The sequence below is a fragment of the uncultured Nostoc sp. genome, assembly GCF_964245575.1.
Lineage (GTDB): Bacteria > Cyanobacteriota > Cyanobacteriia > Cyanobacteriales > Nostocaceae > Nostoc.
The window spans coordinates 1-14,794 of sequence record NZ_CAXTNP010000201.1 but is presented as its reverse complement, the minus strand read 5'-3'; the positions used below and the strand labels follow the sequence as shown (position 1 = coordinate 14,794).

Here is a 14,794-nt window from a genome sequence, read left to right as displayed (position 1 = left end):
AGTACCTCAACACGACTTTGGAGTACTTCAACACGATTTTCAAGTACTTCAACACGACTTCGAGGTATCTGTTGCTTATATAGCAGTCTTAAATCATTCGTGAGAATTTGAGATCGTTTTAACCCTCCTGTAGTCCCAATACGGTTCGGTTAAGGCAAGAGACACGATAAATCGCCGTTTCTACAAAGGACTGATTATTATAAAGACGGCGATTTATCGCGTCTTTGGGATCTAAGGTGTGTCATCAAAAAACCTTATCCGAACCGTATTTTGCCTGTAGTCTCCCCTTGGTAAGCAGCAGGGCTGTTTCATTCCCCAAAGAGCTTTAAAAATCAATCTTAACCGAACTGTATTGCGGTCTAAATGATAAGTCTTTAGCCGGACTTGATATTACTTATCACTAGTTAGACGGTATAGTATTTCGCCAGCCTTTGGTACAAGCAAGATACCTTCATCCTCACGGTTAGCCCATTCATTAGGTCGAATCGTAGCGGGATCACGATAGTTCAAGTTATGAGCAGCACAGCGTTCAGCAGAAATACCAGTAGCTAAAGTGACGCGAATCCGCGCTTGTTCCCCTTTTATGGGATCAAAAGTACCCATACCTTTTAAGTGAGTACTATGGGCCAGCACTCCACCGGGATAGGCTTGGAATTTATCCCACTGTTTGAGGAAATAATCCCGCACATGATAACCAATTTGGGCTAGGATTTCGCCGTATGTATAGCTAAACTCGGTAATGTGAGGCGCATATATAATTACTTCACCTCCGTCGGCCACTACTGGTTCTAGTTTGTACATTCCTTTGGCCGCTGTCCAAATGTCGTCATACATTTGGGGCATTACTGAAAGCACTTGTTTAAAAGGCTGATCTACATATTTAATATGCAATTTGGCTGATAATTTTGCAGCAGCTTCCCAGGCTGACTCTGGTTTATCTATATAAAGTCCAGCTAGCTGATTTGTTTTTGGTGCGACTACCATCGCCAAACAAAGTTTCGGGGTAGAAATCAGGTTAGCGGCTCGGTTAATCAAACGTCGAACTGGTGTTATTCCCGGTGTACCAATAATTTCATAACTGGTGATTAAAGCACCTAACCAGTGTGATAAATCAATTACTTCCTGACCACCAATGCCAGGAAAAAAGTATTTATTTCCACCAGAGAAACCGACAACTTCGTGCGGAAAGACCGGGCCACAAATCATTATAAAATCGTACTCTGTTACCAGCTTGTTAACACGTACTTCAACTGCCTGATGTAGCATTCCTCGGCTGATCTCTGCTATTTCATCTGCCGAAATTACTCCACAACAAATAAAAGTATCTGGCTGATTCCAAAGGTGGTTAAAGATGCGAACTTTTTTAAAAGTTGTTTCTCGCTCCTTTGGTGTCACCCCCAGCAAGTGATTGATTTGTTCCTGATTCATGGGATTATGTGTACCCAGAGCAATCAAAAAATCCAGAGCCTCAACCCTTTTACTCAACTCCTGATGAAGCAATCGAAACATCTGAGGAATGGGAGCAGTGCGGGTTCCATCTGGAATTAACACCAGGATACGCTGTCCATCCAACTTCGGGTCTGCTAAAGCTTGATGAACTAGCCCAGAAACTTGCTCGTCTGAAAGTGTCCCGTTATTTACAGCCAGTGAATACATTATTAAACTCCACTGTAGATACTAAATCCACCGTCTACTGGCACAACGACTCCGTTGACAAAACTAGAACCAGAGCTGCATAACCAGATTAAAGTGCTGAGTAATTCATCTGGTTTTCCAAAACGTCCGGCGGGGGTATGCTCAATGATTTTTTGCCCGCGATCGCTCAAGCTTCCATCTGGGTTTAACAGTAAATCTCGATTTTGTTCTCCAATAAAAAAACCTGGTGCGATCGCATTTACTCTTAATCCATCTCCATACTTTTGGGCAAGTTCTACCGCTAACCAGCGAGTAAAGTTATCTATCCCGGCTTTAGCGGCTGAGTAGCCAACCACGCGGCTAATCACCCGAATGGCAGACATAGAAGAAATATTCACAATACAACCGTGGGGCTGATTTATTTCTACCATTGCTTGACCAAAAACTTGGCTGGGCAGTAGAGTACCGAGTAAGTTTAGGCTAACTACTTCCTCAAAAGCAACGCGAGGCATATCAAAAATAGTAGCATCAGGAGTAATCGTGGCAGCAGGAATATTACCGCCAGCCATGTTTACTAAGATATCTATTTGACCCCAATGCTGTATAATTTTATCTCTGGCTATTTCTAATTGGGAGCGATCGCTAACATCTGCTATCACAGCTATGCTTTCTCCACCGTTAGCAGTAATCTCAGCCACCACCGCACCCGCCCGTGCTTCATTGCGACCCAGAACTGCGACTCCCGCTCCAGCAAGGGCTAAACCCTTTGCCATAGCCCCACCAAGCACACCAGAACCGCCTGTGACTACTACTACTTGCTCTTTTAAGCTAAAAAGCTTATTTAAAATACAGTCTGACATCAATGATTCCCCTGCTTATTTCAATTCGTAATTCGTAATTCAAAAAGTCAATATTTACAGCTATTTTCAGGTAAATATAGGAATCTGATTTGATTTATGAAAAAATTTAAGTATATGTAGGGTGTGTTATCGCCAAGAGTACGGCACCAAACTATCTGATGGTGCGTTATGCCTCTGGCTAACGCACCCTACGTGTATTTCAAAAATCAAATATGAATCCTATATAGCAATTCTTGCAGGAGTCGTGAAAAATATAGATAAGGAAACGAACCGCCTTTCCTTCTCTACGGGACGCTGCGCGAACGGAACGCTATGCGTTCGCGCAGCGTCTCCAAGAGTTGAACGCAAAGGGAAGAAAGAAGAAAGAGATATAAAATTTTCACAAATGATTTAGGACTGCTATAGACCACGCGGTAGGGGCACAAGGCCTTACGCCCCTACGACAGGTGTGGTTCAAATACTTGAATTCTGCTGTAATCTGGGTTTCTAAGTTTTCTCTGTAGCTAGGACTAGGGCGTGTTTTCAAACTACTCGTTTAGCCTCCTAACTTTTTAGATCCCCTTAAAAAGGCTACCGTGTACACACAAGTCCTAAAAACCTAGCTTGATGAGGCTTTTTTCATTCTCATGCAAAACATGGGAACCAGAACAATGCCATTGTTAGTCGATGCAATGCCATTGTCAGTCGATGCAATGCCATTGTTAGTCGATACAATGCTATTGTTAGTCGATGCAATGCCATTGTTAGTCGATGCAATGCCATTGTTAGTCGATGCAATGCCATTGCAGGTAGAAAAGACTTGTGTGTAGACTGTAGCCTTAAAAGGGGGGTTTGGGGGATCTAAGACTTTGAAAAAACACTCTAGCCCTAATAGCTTGATTTTGGAGAATTAGTTATTAATCCAATTTGTAAGCAACCTTAGCGAGGTCGTAAGCCAAAGCGCGGGCCATATCATACCCTTCCTCTTCCTCAACTAATCCCCGCGTTACCAATCCGGCTAACCAGTTACAAGCTACCCGCCGCCAGACTGTATGACGAGCCGGAATAGAAACGAAAGCGCGGGTATCATCATTAAACCCAGCAGTATTATAAATTCCGGCGGTTTCCATTACCTGATTGAAGTAGCGCTCCATGCCATTTACGCTGTCGTGAAACCACCAAGGCGGGCCGAGCAATATAGTGGGATAATGACCGGCTAGCGGAGCCATCTCTCGGCTATAAGTGCTTTCATCCATGCCAAAAATGATTAAGTGGAAGCGCTGATCGTTACCGTAGGCTGACAATAACGGGTGTAGATTTTGAGTCCATTCTATTTTCAACGGAATATCAGCACCTTTATCAGATCCAAATGTCTCAAATAAAGCCGGATTATGGTTACGCATAACACCACAATGCATTTGCATCACTAAGCCATCTTCTACACTCATCCGCGCCATTTCCATGAATATATGACCGGTAAAATGCTCTACATCTCCTGGATTCAGCTTACCGATTAATGCTCTAGCAAAAATAGCTTCGGCTTCCTGGTCAGAAAGGCGTGTGGTATAAGGTGTAGCTGCACCTTGATCGGTAGCTGTTGCGCCCATTTTTTTAAAGAAAGCCCGACGTTCTTCTAAAGCTTGCACAAAAGTAGCGTAAGTGCTAATTTCTCTACCGATAGTGCTTTCCAATTTGGTAAGATTTTCGCGCCAACTAGGAGCATCCAGGTTAACTACTGCATCTGGTCGAAAGGTTGGTCTGATTTGAGTAAAACCTTCTTCGTGGAGCGATCGCTGATTCTCTAGGTTATCACTGGCTGCATCGGTAGTACAAAGCACTTCGATGTTAAAGCGTTTGAATAAAGCACGAGGGGAGAACTCAGGTAAAGCTAACAAACCTTCCAGGTAATCATAGATATGTCCCGCAGTGTGAGAATTTAAAGGTTCATCTACGCCAAAGACGTTAGTTAGTTCGTCTTTCAGCCACAACCCGGATGGAGTACCCTGGAATAGATAAAAATGTTCGGCGAACAATTGCCAGATTTTGCGGTGGTCAGTTTCTACTGGTGAACCATCACTGGTAGATATGCCTAAAGCTTGCAGAGGTATGCCCCGACTATAAAGCATCCGCAAAAGGTAATGGTCAGGGATAATAAATAATTCGGTCGGTGAACCAAAACGGGCTGCGGGATTAGCTAACAAAGCTGGATCTACGTGACCGTGTGGACAGACTAGGGGTAGTGCAGATATGCTGTCAAATAATTGATGAGCTAGTCGTCTTTGAACTGGTTCTGGAGAAAAGCAGCGATCGCCAGATAAACTTGGTCTTTTTGTTAACATATTTTTGTCCAGTTAAAATTTATAGTGTTGCTGAGTGCAAATATAAATTTGCCTGATGCAGAAGCGCAGAAAGTAAAAGTTTCCAATTTTTTCAAATTAAACCCCGTCCATTTTGAAACCTGGAGTTTTTAATAAGAGTATATTTTGGTTGTGGCTTGAGTTATCAGCTTTACTCTTATGACAAAAAAACTACAGTTTTCAAGATAGACACGCTTTCAGATTACTTTCTTAATGCTGCACTACTACCACGCTCTAATAGAAAAGGAGATAAAACCCGATTTTCTACAGTTTTTTCTTCTAATAAATCGAGTAACATTTGCATGGCTATGCCACCAATTTCTAACATTGGCTGGCTGACTGTGGTGAGTGCTGGCGTAACGTAACCGCCCAAAACAATACCATCAAATCCAACCAGACTTAAACTTCGCGGTACTAAAATACCTAGTTCTTGGCAGGCTAACAGTGCGCCAACCGCTACCATATCGTTGTAACAAAAGATGCCTGTCACTTCAGCAGTCAATAGTTTAAAAAGCATCTGTTGTCCGGTGGCAACATCGCTTGTTCTGGTATCATATTCATCACTAATTGAAACCCAATCAGTATTTTGTGGTATACCAGCTTCAGCCAGAGCCATTTGATATCCTTCTAGGCGCTGCTGGTTCGACCTGCTGCGATCGCCTACACCCAGATAACCAATAGCGGTGTGTCCTAGACTTATGAGATGCTCTGTGGCTAATTTAGCACCTAAGCGATCGTCTATTGCCACTGAGTGAAATATTTCGCATTGATCTTCGGTCTGGCTATTAATTAGAACTGTGGGTACAGCAATTTGTGTGAGTTGCTTTGTATGCTGTTTACTAATTCGCGAGTCGCCTATTAAGATCCCGTCTACTCTACGGCGATGAAAAGTATCAATAGCTGCTATTTCCTGCTCAAAATCTCGGTGGGAAGCACTCAACAAAACACTCAAGCCTGCCGGTCTAGCTATCTTCTCGATTCCCTCTACTACTTCAGCGAAAAAGGGATCTGCGATTGAAGTTACTACTACACCAATGGTATTAGTGCGTTTATTTTGCAAGCTTTGAGCAATAGCATTTGGCACATACCTCATCTCCTGCGCCAGTCGCTTAATTTCTTCTCGCACCTTAGGGCTAATTAAAGCGTTATCTCGCAAAGCGCGTGAAACTGTGGAATGAGAAACGCCTGCTCTTTGAGCAATATCTTCAATTGAAATTCTTCGTTTATTCATTTTTTCTTTTAGCTTTTAAATAATGCACACGTGTGCATTATACATTTATATGTATTATAGAAAATAATTGTTATTTGTCAACAGATTTAATACAACTCACATTTTGCATAGAAAGGAGTCAGGAATCTTGAATTCTGCCTCCATTTCAATAAATTAGCTTTTCTTAAGAAAAAGATGACTAAGCAGTCAATGATTATTATCCTAATGGGTGTATCTGGTTCTGGCAAAACCACTGTAGGAAAACTACTAGCAGACTCGTTAGAATGGGAGTTTAGCGACGCTGATGCTTTCCACTCGCCAGAGAATGTTGAGAAAATGCGGCGCGGTATCCCTCTGAGTGAAGCTGACAGGATGCCTTGGTTACAAGATTTGCAAACAGCCATAAAACATTGGCTGCAAGAAAATAAAAATGTGGTGCTGGCGTGTTCTGCTCTAAAAGACAGCTATCGGCAATTTTTGGTATTGGATAGCGAACGCGTCAAGCTAGTTTACCTCAAAGGGTCTTATGAGTTGATTAAAATGCGGTTGCAAGAGCGTAGCAATCATTACATGAGTGAAAAACTCCTTAACAGTCAGTTTTATACTCTTGAAGAACCATTAGATACCATATCTATGGATGTTGCACAACCGCCCCAGGTAATTGTCCAAAACATTAGAACGGCTTTGGGAATTTAGCTTATTAGTTACAACCGGAAGATTAAGATTAATCACGTCTTTACGAAAACACGAACTTTTGGCAACCAAATTACATCAGAAGTAAGTCTCAAGAAATTAGGCTCTGGCGTTGCTTTTATGGAACACAATACTAGAAACTTGTTGTTTTATAGCCTTAAACCATTACAGGGAAGGACTTTCATGATTTTCATGTGCATTATTTAATAATAAGGTGAGTGGCTCTAGCATAAAACAGGCAAAAGAACCAGAAATTATAAAAGCAACCACATAACTGGAGTGGTAGGAGAAAACTAGTGTTTATAAGATTAGCGCAACAACATCAGGAATTCGTCCAAGACTTGGTAATGAACCTGCAAGCCTTGACAATTACACTTGAGCGGTGTGGCTATACTGCGTCTTGTTATATATGCGGTAACCAAATGCAGAGTGCTTCATTTCTGGTTAGCCTGGGAGAAAAGCACCTGATTCGGTTTTTAGTATCTGATTACGGGATTACTTGGATGGAATTATGGGATGATCGCGAATTAATTAAGTTGGAGGGTGCAGAAGCGATAAGCCAGTTACAAGAGTTGGCTAATATTGTCAAGTATTCTGATGCTATACATTTGACAAATTGACACTTCTGTGAATGATATTGACAAAAATATTAACTTTGTACAAGTGTGTAAAACAAAAGATGAGCTTATATTTAGTACAACTATGCACACGTGTGTATAGCTGTGAGCGTTATTGAGAAGGCATTAAAATCTCTGAGAATTAGCGATCGGATAACGGACTTCCAAAAAATAAACTATTCTAAACTAATTTGTACATTTGTAGGGCGGCACATCTGTGTATTGGTGTCAACTTAACGTAAAAGTCATGTTCTGCAAGGAACTAAAGTTCCTTGCTAATTGATTCTCATCGTCCAGAATTCTTGAAGAAGTGACTTATGCACACGTGTGTATAAAGAAAACAAACTTAATATATATTTTTGCACACGTGTGCAAAAATAAGTTCAATACAGATTTTGCACACCTGTGCATAAGGTGGAGTGCGAAAGTACCATTTAACAAATTAATATCGACAAGTAAACAGATATGTCTCAAACTCTAAAGAATTCCATCCAACAAGCTCAAAACAATCCCTTACATTCGCTAGAAGAATGGGAAGAAGACTTACTTAATCGCTATCCTAATCCGGACAGCATAGTTAAAGAAGGTAAAACCACCAAAGAGTACAGGAATTACGAAACGCCTACTAGAGACACGGTGAAAGAGTTCTATCGATTAAATCATATCAATCAAACCTATGATTTTGTATTAGGTAAAAAAGAAGACTTTCTCAAGTTGGATAAGAAAGAAATGTCTGTCTGGGATGCATTAGAATTTTTGAATCAATTGGTTGATGATTCAGATCCTGATATAGATTTAGATCAATTACAGCATCTATTGCAAACATCAGAAGCCATTCGCGCTGATGGTCATCCAGACTGGATGGTACTTACTGGCTTGTTTCACGATCTGGGGAAGGTACTTTGCTTATTTTGTGAACCCCAATGGGCTACAGTAGGCGATACCTATCCTGTGGGTTGTGCATTTTCTGATAAGATTGTTTTCTCGGAATTTTTCAAAGAAAACCCTGATTACAATAACCCTATATATAACTCCCTATATGGTGTTTACGAGCCGAATTGTGGTTTGAGTAATGTACACATGTCATGGGGACATGATGAGTATGTATATTACATGATGAAAAACTATTTGCCTGAATCTGCATTATATATCCTTCGCTATCACTCATTTTATCCTCAACATCGTGAAAATGCTTACGAACATTTGATGGATAAACACGATAAAGAAATGTTTAAATGGGTGAAGTTATTCAATCCCTACGATTTGTATTCAAAGAACCCTAATCCTCCAGACTGGCAAAAATTAAAACCTTACTATGAAGATTTAGTAGCTAAATATTTACCGATAACCTTGAAATTCTAAATTTTTGCTAGTAGCAAAGGGAAAGAATTTAAAACATCCCCTACAGACATGATAACTAATTAGGCTTGTAAAGATTGCGAATATTTTTGCCTAATGATTAATAACAATTCTTCGGCAATCCAAAAGCGAGTAGAATTTTTTCCAATAAAAAATAGCACATTAGGACTTATAAAAGTATAAAAAATCTGTGCAAATGTCCTGAAGTTTATAGCCACTGGCTTGGCTTTTCTTCAATTACCAGACCCACTGAACAGGCGCGAACTATTTATCGTGTCCGTTATTTCACATCTTGACAACGGCCGTAATGGGGTAAGAATAACTTTTTTGGTATTTCTTCTCCTTATATCCAAAGAATTATTTTGAGCCAGATATAACAAAACTATCTCTGGCAACTTAGTATAGCAAATAAGCGCAGTTAATAGGCAAATTTGAGGAAACTCTGAAAATAAGACAAAATGATTTTTATACATGGTAACTGGCTATATATTTCTACCGCTAAAAGATAGATATAAAAGAAAATATTTCCTCCGACGGGATTAACTTTTCTCAACTAAAGTTGAGTTCAATATATTAAGTTTTTTAAACTTTACCTTAGATGAAAATTAAGTAATTTTTTGCAAATGCTTTAGGGGAAAAAGTTTAACATACATATAAATGGAATAGTTTTTTTAATTTGTAAAGTTCAATAAACGGGGATCATATTTGCAACAATGCAGGTTAAACTAAAATAATGTTAAATGAAATACGGATTTCCAAGTTTGATAACATCAGGTTCTACTAATTTTAGTTAAAAGCTCTTTTTATCCCATACATTTACAAATGGATTTACACATAAAAATGTGATTTTGTTAAGGAGTGTAGCGCTCATATTTTGCTTTAAAAAAAGAAACCATTTAATTTAGGGCAATTAATAGCGCTAACTCAAATTCGGTCACATTAAGAAGACCTTTGAGAAGAGTTTAAGTTGTTAAAGTCAGCAGTATTGCTACGTTATGTCTGAAGTTTTTAGACATAGCTCATATTGTGATAGCTTGGGAAATTTATATTTTACTGACCTTTTTAAAATTTAAATCCATTGTTAAAAATAGATGAATATGAAGAGAATTTTGCTTCTAGTTGGCATATTAGGTTTCGCTGTTGTTGGTTGCACAAATGGCGCTCAAAATGACAACACTGCTACTAATACTGGTACTAACACTGCTACCAACACTAGTTTAGAGAGTCAGGCTAATGCTCCAAATAGAAAATTGCAAACAATTGGCGTCGCTTTGGGTGACTTAGGCAACCCTTTTTATAATGCAGTGCAGAAAGGGGCTGAAACAGAAGCTAAGAAAATCGGCGATAATATCAGAGTTAATGCGGTTTCTAGTGCCTTTGATCTGAACCAACAAACCAACCAAATCGAAAATTTTACTGCTGCAAATACTGACATAATTATCCTTAGCGCTGTTGACAAAAAAGGAGTTAAACCAGTAATTGACCAAGCAAGGCTTGCAGGTAAAGTTGTCATTGCAATCGATTCAGCCGTTGATGCAGAAGTGGATGCGATGATTAGCTCTAACAATACCCAAGCGGGAGAAGTTGCTTGCCAATATATTGCCGATCGCCTCAAAGGTCAAGGTAGTGTAGTCATTCTCAACGGTACGCCGATGGACTCAATCAATCAGCGAGTGAGTGGTTGTAAGAATTCATTATCCAAATATCCTGACATAAAAATCATCTCAGACCAAAACGCCGAAGGGACTAGGGATGGAGGACTTAGAGTCATGAGCGATTTGCTCACAACTTTCCCCAAAATTGATGCCGTTTTTGCCACTAACGATCAAAGCGGTGTAGGCGCAGATTTAGCAGCCAGACAAGCAAGACGCAAAGAATTTTTTATTGTTGGGGTTGATGGTTCACCAGATGCAACCAAAGCAATGGAAGACAAAGATGGTGTATTTGCGGCAACTGCTGCTCAAAATCCAGCAGCGATGGCGCAAAAAGCGGTTGAGATTGGCAACGATCTTATCCAGGGCAAAAAACCTAGTGATTCCGAGATTCTAATTCCAGTCAAGTTAGTCACTAGAGACAACCTCAGCACTTACGAAGGCTGGTAAGTATTTAATCACCTTGAGGAGATATATGAATGTGAAAAAAATTGCGATCGCAGCTAGCATATTAGGTCTGGTCAGTAGTACTGTTATTGGTTGCACAAATAACTCTCAAAATGGCAACACCGCTACTAACGCTGATAGCAATACTAGTGCAGCGAGTAAGGGTGTCACTGGGGATGCAAAATTACGAGCAGTTGGCTTCACCGTTGGCGATCTAAGTAACCCCTTCTTCGTCGTTATGGGGCAGGCAGTTGAGGCAGCAGCAAAGAAATTTGGGGGTAATGATGTCAAAGTTATTGTCGCTTCCAGTGCCTATGACCTCAACCAACAAACCAATCAAATTGAAAATTTCATTGCGGCTAATACTGACATCATTGTTCTGAATGCTGCTGATAAAAGTGGTATTCAGCCAGCAGTTGAAAGGGCAAAACAAGCAGGCAAAATTGTGATCGCGGTAGATACAGGTGCTGACGGAGGTGTGGATGCCACCATTACGACTAACAATATCAAAGCTGGAGAACTGGGTTGCCAATATATTGCTGACCGCCTCAAAGGCAAAGGCAATGTAGTCATAGTTAACGGCCCTCCCGTGGAATCGGTGCTTCAACGAGTTAGTGGTTGCGAAAAGGTATTGTCCAAATATCCCAATCTAAAAATACTCTCTAAAAACCAGAATGCAGAAGGGAGTAGGGATGGAGGACTTAGAGTCATGACTGATTTGCTGACAACCTTTCCGAAAATTGATGCTGTTTTTGCGATTAACGATCCGAGTGGGGTGGGAGCAGAACTAGCAGCTAACCAAGCACGACGTAAAGATTTCTTTATTGTTGGGGTTGATGGTGCGCCAGAAGCAATCAAAGCGATCGCTGACAAAAATGGTATATATGCTGCGACTGCTACTCAAAATCCTAGAGGTATGGCGACAGAAGCAGTTAAGGTTGGTAACGACATCTTACATGGTAAAAAACCTAGTAGTCCCACCATTCTGCTGACACCCAAGCTGATTACAAAAGACAACGTTAACACAGAGAAAGGTTGGTAAGTAATCAAAATTGTGAAAGTCAGCGATCGTCAATGGTAAGTTTTCTCAAGATGATTTTGTAACGGCTTTCATTTCACATCAAATATGATTTTCGGGAATTTTTAACTTCAAAACGCAAATTTTCAATTGTTTTTACAGGTACAGCTAATGACAACAAGTATTGAAACCTCTTTTCCTGATGTACCAACCACTACCCCTGTATTAGAAATGCAAGGGATTGCTAAACGATTTAATGGTGTACCTGCCCTGCAAAATGTCAATCTCACGATTTACCCAGGAGAAGTTCACGCCCTCATGGGTGAGAACGGAGCAGGCAAAAGCACATTGATGAAGATCCTTGCTGGGGCTTACATTGCTGATGAAGGCGAGATTCGCATCAACGGTAGCCCAGTAAAAATTACCGATCCGGCTTCAGCACGCAAGGCAGGTATCAATCTCATTTATCAAGAACTGAACGTTGCACCTAATTTAACCGTTGCCGAAAATATTTTTATGGGTAGCGAGTTGCGCCGAGGTCAGCTTTTAGACCGCAAAGGTATGGAACTGGAAGCACAAAAAGTGCTTCAAAGCCTCGGAGCCACTTTTACACCACAAACTGTGGTTGGTAGCTTGGTAGTCGCCGAACAACAGCAGGTGGAAATTGCGCGGGCGCTGAAGGACAATAGCCGCGTTTTGGTAATGGACGAGCCAACAGCAGCACTATCTGACCGCGAAACAGAGCGCTTGTTTGAGGTAATTCGCAGACTAAAAAGCGACGGCATTGCCATTATCTACATCAGTCACCGCATGGAAGAAATATATGCCTTGGCTGACCGGATTAGCGTGCTGCGCGATGGTCAATACATTGGCAGTTTGACGCGGGATGAAATTTCTGCACAGCGATTGGTGCAGATGATGGTCGGTCGCTCGATGCAGGACTTTTACGAACATCAACGACAAACCAACCCAGGCCCAGTGAGATTGGAAGTCACGAATATCAGTGATGGACGCAAGGTTGAGCCAACTAGTTTTCAACTTCGCGCTGGCGAAATTGTCGGTCTAGCGGGGCTGGTTGGTGCAGGACGAACGGAAGTATGCAGGCTGATTTTTGGTGCCGATCGCAAAACAAGTGGTGAAGTCTTGCTCAATGGTATGAAACTTAATATTAATAGCCCCGGTGATGCCATTGCTGCTGGAATTGGTTACGTCCCGGAAGACCGCAAAGACCAGGGTTTATTTCTGGAGATGAGTTCCCGTAAGAATATTGCCATTAACACACTCAAGCAGGATGCAAAGGCTGGTGTCGTCAACTGGGGTTCAGTCAATCTATTAGCGACGCAAGCGGTGGAAGACTTCAATATCCGGCTGGCGAATTTGGAAATCAGAGCGGTGGATCTTTCTGGTGGTAATCAGCAGAAGCTACTATTGGCGCGTTGGTTAGCGATTAAGCCGAGAGTACTGATGTTGGATGAGCCGACACGCGGCGTAGATATCGGTGCCAAAAGCGAAATTTACCGAATTATCAGCGAGTTAGCAGCCCAAGGTGTTGCAGTTCTGATGGTTTCTAGCGAATTACCGGAGGTTGTGGGCTTGAGCGATCGCGTCTTAGTGATGCGAGAAGGGCAGCTAGTGGGCGAACTTGACGGCAGTCTTGGTAAAGAAATTACCCAAGAAAAAATTATGCATTATGCAACAGGAGCATCGGAGGTACCAGCATCATGAGTCAGACAGTAAGACCAGCCAATAATAGAGTAGACAAGAATTCAACGCAGCGCAACCGCAAATCAATCAGCACTCTGCTTGAGGTTGCAGGTATTCTGCCGATTCTAATAATTATCTGCATCTTATTTACATTCCTTTCTCCCAGCTTCCTCACAGGCGCTAATATCGTTAATATCTTGCGTCAGGCATCAATCAATATTGTCTTAGCAACCGGAATGACGTTTGTAATTCTGACTGGAGGTATTGACCTTTCAGTTGGATCAATATTGGCTGTTTCTGCCGTAGTTACGGTGCTGGTATCGCTACTTCCGGCTATAGGTTGGGCGGCTATACCTGCTGGTTTGCTTGCAGGATTGCTTTTGGGCTTAGTTAACGGCGCTCTGATCACTTTTTTGGATGTGCCACCTTTTATCGTCACGCTGGGTTCACTGACTGCCTTGCGGGGTGTTGCCTTTTTGGTTGCCAAGGGTACAACGGTTATTAACCGTGACATAAATTTTGCTTGGATAGGCAATAGCTATGTCGGCCCCCTTCCTTGGCTGGTAATCATTGCGCTACTGAGTATAGTAGTGAGTTGGTTTGTCCTGCGACAAACGGTTTTAGGGGTGCAAATATATGCAGTGGGTGGTAACGAGCGAGCCGCACGATTAACTGGGATAAAAGTCGATCGGGTGTTGCTATTTGTGTATGGCGTTAGTGGATTACTGGCAGGTTTGGCAGGAATAATGAGTGCCAGCCGTCTTTATAGTGCTAGTGGCATCGTCGGTACTGGTTACGAATTAGATGCGATCGCTGCTGTTATTCTAGGTGGAACCAGCTTCACAGGTGGTATTGGCACCATTGGCGGCACACTTCTAGGTGCATTAATTATTGCTATTCTCAACAACGGTTTAACTCTGTTGAACCTATCTTACTTCTGGCAACTTGTCGTCAAAGGACTAGTAATTATTTTGGCGGTGACGATCGATCGCCTCCGCAGACGTGCTAGACGGTAAAGAATTAAAGTCTTTGGGCATTAAGAATAGGGGATGAGTCTTTAATAACTCGTGAATGAGTCTTTGAACTCCATTAATGAGTCTTTAATACTCGTGAATGAGTCTTTGAACTCCATTAATGAGTCTTTAATACTCGTGAAAGAGTCTTTGAACTCCATTAATGAGCCTCTGAACTCCATTAATGAGTCTTTAATACTCGTGAATGAGTCTTTGAACTCCATTAATGAGTCTTTGAACTCCATTAATG

At 41.5% G+C, this 14,794-nt stretch carries 12 protein-coding genes; 8 read left to right on the top strand and 4 right to left on the bottom strand.

Annotated features, from left to right (window positions below; all coding sequences use genetic code 11):
- Window positions 1-390 precede the first annotated feature (390 nt).
- A complete protein-coding gene (locus ACFFAP_RS26355) occupies window positions 391-1,656 on the bottom strand; it encodes a lactate racemase domain-containing protein (RefSeq protein ID WP_375513995.1) in 1,266 nt (421 codons plus the stop codon).
- Between the two features lie 2 nt (window positions 1,657-1,658).
- Window positions 1,659-2,495, bottom strand: coding sequence for an SDR family oxidoreductase (locus ACFFAP_RS26350; RefSeq protein WP_375513994.1), 837 nt, complete (start codon window positions 2,493-2,495; stop codon window positions 1,659-1,661).
- 650 nt (window positions 2,496-3,145) lie between these two features.
- Here ACFFAP_RS26350 and ACFFAP_RS26345 point away from each other — a divergent pair.
- A complete protein-coding gene (locus ACFFAP_RS26345) occupies window positions 3,146-3,304 on the top strand; it encodes a hypothetical protein (RefSeq protein WP_375513993.1) in 159 nt (52 codons plus the stop codon).
- An 87-nt stretch (window positions 3,305-3,391) separates the two neighbouring features.
- Here ACFFAP_RS26345 and uxaC read toward each other — a convergent pair whose 3' ends face one another.
- Window positions 3,392-4,813 (bottom strand): glucuronate isomerase, encoded by a 1,422-nt coding sequence (gene uxaC, locus ACFFAP_RS26340; RefSeq protein ID WP_375513992.1) that lies wholly within the window; start codon window positions 4,811-4,813, stop codon window positions 3,392-3,394.
- 220 nt (window positions 4,814-5,033) lie between these two features.
- Complete coding sequence (locus tag ACFFAP_RS26335; protein ID WP_375513991.1) at window positions 5,034-6,062, bottom strand: LacI family DNA-binding transcriptional regulator; 1,029 nt, start codon at window positions 6,060-6,062, stop codon at window positions 5,034-5,036.
- 189 nt (window positions 6,063-6,251) lie between these two features.
- Here ACFFAP_RS26335 and ACFFAP_RS26330 point away from each other — a divergent pair, with 189 nt between their 5' ends.
- The 7 genes from ACFFAP_RS26330 (at window position 6,252) to ACFFAP_RS26300 (ending at window position 14,547) form a co-directional block, all read left to right on the top strand.
- Window positions 6,252-6,737 carry a gluconokinase gene (locus ACFFAP_RS26330; RefSeq protein ID WP_375513996.1) on the top strand — a complete coding sequence of 162 codons (486 nt, stop codon included), beginning with the start codon at window positions 6,252-6,254 and terminating at the stop codon, window positions 6,735-6,737.
- A gap of 293 nt (window positions 6,738-7,030) precedes the next feature.
- Window positions 7,031-7,354 carry a DUF1815 family protein gene (locus tag ACFFAP_RS26325; protein ID WP_375513990.1) on the top strand — a complete coding sequence of 108 codons (324 nt, stop codon included), beginning with the start codon at window positions 7,031-7,033 and terminating at the stop codon, window positions 7,352-7,354.
- Window positions 7,355-7,816: 462 nt separating this feature from the next.
- Complete coding sequence (locus tag ACFFAP_RS26320) at window positions 7,817-8,713, top strand: inositol oxygenase family protein (protein WP_375513989.1); 897 nt, start codon at window positions 7,817-7,819, stop codon at window positions 8,711-8,713.
- Window positions 8,714-9,807: 1,094 nt separating this feature from the next.
- On the top strand, window positions 9,808-10,812 hold the full coding sequence (locus tag ACFFAP_RS26315; RefSeq protein WP_375513988.1) for a substrate-binding domain-containing protein: 1,005 nt from the start codon (window positions 9,808-9,810) through the stop codon (window positions 10,810-10,812).
- Window positions 10,813-10,837: 25 nt separating this feature from the next.
- A complete protein-coding gene (locus ACFFAP_RS26310; RefSeq protein ID WP_375513987.1) occupies window positions 10,838-11,851 on the top strand; it encodes an ABC transporter substrate-binding protein in 1,014 nt (337 codons plus the stop codon).
- 147 nt (window positions 11,852-11,998) lie between these two features.
- A complete protein-coding gene (locus tag ACFFAP_RS26305; RefSeq protein WP_375513986.1) occupies window positions 11,999-13,552 on the top strand; it encodes a sugar ABC transporter ATP-binding protein in 1,554 nt (517 codons plus the stop codon).
- Window positions 13,549-14,547 (top strand): ribose ABC transporter permease, encoded by a 999-nt coding sequence (locus ACFFAP_RS26300; protein ID WP_375513985.1) that lies wholly within the window; start codon window positions 13,549-13,551, stop codon window positions 14,545-14,547. The genes ACFFAP_RS26305 and ACFFAP_RS26300 overlap by 4 nt, the downstream gene beginning before the upstream one ends.
- The last annotated feature ends 247 nt before the right edge of the window (window positions 14,548-14,794 follow it).

Bases quoted from the DNA above. Each gene is read 5' to 3' on its own strand.
- ACFFAP_RS26300 (WP_375513985.1), top strand. From the start codon at position 13,549: ATGAGTCAGACAGTAAGACCAGCCAATAATAGAGTAGACAAGAATTCA.
- ACFFAP_RS26335 (WP_375513991.1), bottom strand. From the start codon at position 6,062: ATGAATAAACGAAGAATTTCAATTGAAGATATTGCTCAAAGAGCAGGC.
- uxaC (WP_375513992.1), bottom strand. From the start codon at position 4,813: ATGTTAACAAAAAGACCAAGTTTATCTGGCGATCGCTGCTTTTCTCCA.
- ACFFAP_RS26330 (WP_375513996.1), top strand. From the start codon at position 6,252: ATGATTATTATCCTAATGGGTGTATCTGGTTCTGGCAAAACCACTGTA.
- ACFFAP_RS26345 (WP_375513993.1), top strand. From the start codon at position 3,146: ATGCCATTGTTAGTCGATGCAATGCCATTGTCAGTCGATGCAATGCCA.
- ACFFAP_RS26315 (WP_375513988.1), top strand. From the start codon at position 9,808: ATGAAGAGAATTTTGCTTCTAGTTGGCATATTAGGTTTCGCTGTTGTT.
- ACFFAP_RS26310 (WP_375513987.1), top strand. From the start codon at position 10,838: ATGAATGTGAAAAAAATTGCGATCGCAGCTAGCATATTAGGTCTGGTC.
- ACFFAP_RS26305 (WP_375513986.1), top strand. From the start codon at position 11,999: ATGACAACAAGTATTGAAACCTCTTTTCCTGATGTACCAACCACTACC.
- ACFFAP_RS26350 (WP_375513994.1), bottom strand. From the start codon at position 2,495: ATGTCAGACTGTATTTTAAATAAGCTTTTTAGCTTAAAAGAGCAAGTA.
- ACFFAP_RS26355 (WP_375513995.1), bottom strand. From the start codon at position 1,656: ATGTATTCACTGGCTGTAAATAACGGGACACTTTCAGACGAGCAAGTT.
- ACFFAP_RS26320 (WP_375513989.1), top strand. From the start codon at position 7,817: ATGTCTCAAACTCTAAAGAATTCCATCCAACAAGCTCAAAACAATCCC.